Source organism: Paenibacillus sp. 01T422 (genome assembly GCF_056398785.1).
In genome coordinates, this window is sequence record NZ_JBFTQB010001295.1 from 1 (window position 1) to 2,321 (window position 2,321).

Consider the following 2,321-nt stretch of genomic DNA (forward strand, 5'->3'; position numbering starts at 1 on the left):
GGATACAGCGTAAATTCCAATACCCAAGCGTTGATTTCAACGTACCACGTGGGCGGCATTATTTTATATAAGCCAAATGTAAAAGATTCAAGCCAACTAGTATCACTGGTGAATGAATTGAAGCAAAAGAATGCCAAAAATAAGCAGCCGCTCTGGATTGGTGTGGACGAGGAGGGCGGAAGGGTAACGCGATTGCCGGATGAGCTTCAGAAAACGCCAACGAATCAAGAGATCGGCAAGACGAATAACAAGACGTATGCCTATAACATCGGCAAATTAATTGGCTCAGAGCTTCATGCGTATGGATTAAACGTTGATTTCGCTCCCGTGCTCGACATTAACAGCAATCCGAAGAATCCGGTAATTGGCGATCGTTCATTTGGGGCCAACGCTGCTGTTGTCAACGCTATGGGCATTCAAGAAATGAAGGGACTACGAGATCAGCAAATCACGTCAGTCGTTAAACATTTTCCGGGACATGGTGATACATCGGTCGATTCGCATGTAGGGCTGCCTGTTGTCCAGAACGATTTGGACAGATTGCGTAAGCTTGAATTGATCCCATTCGCAGAAGCTTTCAAACAAGAGGCAGATGCTGTGATGGTTGCCCATATTTTGCTGCCCAAAGTGGACGGACAGAACCCGGCATCGATGTCGAAGAAAATCATGACGGACTTGCTGCGCAAGGAGATGGGCTTCCAAGGCGTGATCATGACTGATGATATGACGATGGGAGCTATTGAACAAAACTACGATATCGGCGCTTCCGCTGTAAAATCAGTTTTGGCAGGAGCTAATGTGATCATGGTCGGACATGACTACAATAAAGTGGTTAAAGTGATTGAGGCGCTGCGACAAGCTGTTCAGGACAAACGGATTCCGATGGATACGATTGATCAGAGCGTGGCGAGAATTCAGAAGCTGAAGCAAAAGTATAAGCTGAAGGATGAGAGTGTTGGCGCGGTTGATGTGTCAGCACTCAATAAAGCTGTAAAGCAAGTGCTTAGCACGAAATAGCACAAGTAAAAGGAGTGCCCTGTAGTCATGTGATGACTTGTGGGGCACTCCTTTTTTGAGTTTGGGGGTGGAGCGGGAGCAAAGTGGTGATATTTTGAGCGGTGGGGAGATGAGAGTTTGAGAAGTGGAGAGCTGAAGAGGCTGGAAGAGATGGAGAAGATGGAGAAGCTGGAAGAGCTGGAGAAGTAGAAGAGTTGGAAGAGCTGGAGAAGCTGGAGAAGCTGGAGAAGCTGGAGAAGCTGGAGAAGCTGGCGATTTTCAAAATGGCTGTTTGGAGACGAAATAGTGGACTATAGTTCCCATTACAAGGATAGGACCGGGTTGGCGGGCTAATAAACCGGGGTACCGCCATCGAGCAAATATTTGGCGTAAGCCATCGGGTTATAGTAGGTTGCTCTCCACTCTTCGAGCATATTTGCCTCGCGGAAACTATAACGCTGATCCTTGCCGTTGCATTCAATGAATAGAGGATAACCATCGGTGGTGATTCCGATATCAAGTCCGAGATCAGCCAAATGCGGCAAATGCATGCTTAGAAACTTCGCTACCCGAAGGGCAAACTCCGTAATTTGCTCACATACCGCGCGGGAATTCAGAGACGGATAATCGGCTGCCAAAATTTCCGTCAATGTCTTCACTTGGCCTCCTTGTGCCACGTTAGTCAGGAACAGCGTGCGTGAAGCGACTTTGGCGACGATTCCCGTCACACACCAATCGCCACAAGCTCCGCGCTGCACAGATACACGCAAATCGAAGGGACGGTTGTCGTGAGTAGCCAAAGGCAAGCGCTGCTGCACGAGGTAGGCGCGGCTTTGGATTTTACGCCGCAGGGTTAATGGTAGTTGTTTGCGAAAGTTGACCTGCCGCCAGACTTTATTGCTGATTTTGAGTGTCGCGGGATAAACAAGCTGCCAGCCCGTGGGGGTTCGATCCATTTTCATAACACCGCGCCCGATACTAGAGTTCGTTGGTTTGATAATGATAGAGTCGTAGGCATTCATCATGACTTTCATATTTTTGAGGGTAGCGGGGAAGGTGCCTGGCAGGTGAGGTCGGATGACTTCATCCAGCAGCAGTATTTCGTGAATTTGCAGCTTACTGTATCGATTCCATCGGTTAAAAACGTGAATGCCGTGCTGTGTCCAGCTCTCCAGCTCCTGATCGGAACTATGGTCCAAGTAAATGGCCCGGTTATGAATTACCTTCGGCAGCGCAATCCATTCACGCATATATCGAGTTCCTCTTTGCACATAGGCATGAACCCTCATCGTATGGATGTGAACATCTTGCATGCAGAAGTAGCA

The 2,321-nt window shown here is 48.3% G+C and carries 2 protein-coding genes; one reads left to right on the forward strand and one right to left on the reverse strand.

Annotated elements, in window-relative coordinates:
- A partial coding sequence (gene nagZ / locus AC1DUA_RS38135) for a beta-N-acetylhexosaminidase (RefSeq protein ID WP_477504651.1) occupies positions 1-1,017 on the forward strand: 1,017 nt, incomplete at its 5' end.
- Positions 1,018-1,346: 329 nt separating this feature from the next.
- Here nagZ and AC1DUA_RS38140 read toward each other — a convergent pair.
- Positions 1,347-2,321: YheC/YheD family endospore coat-associated protein (locus AC1DUA_RS38140; protein WP_477504652.1), on the reverse strand; the 975-nt coding region annotated here is incomplete at its 5' end.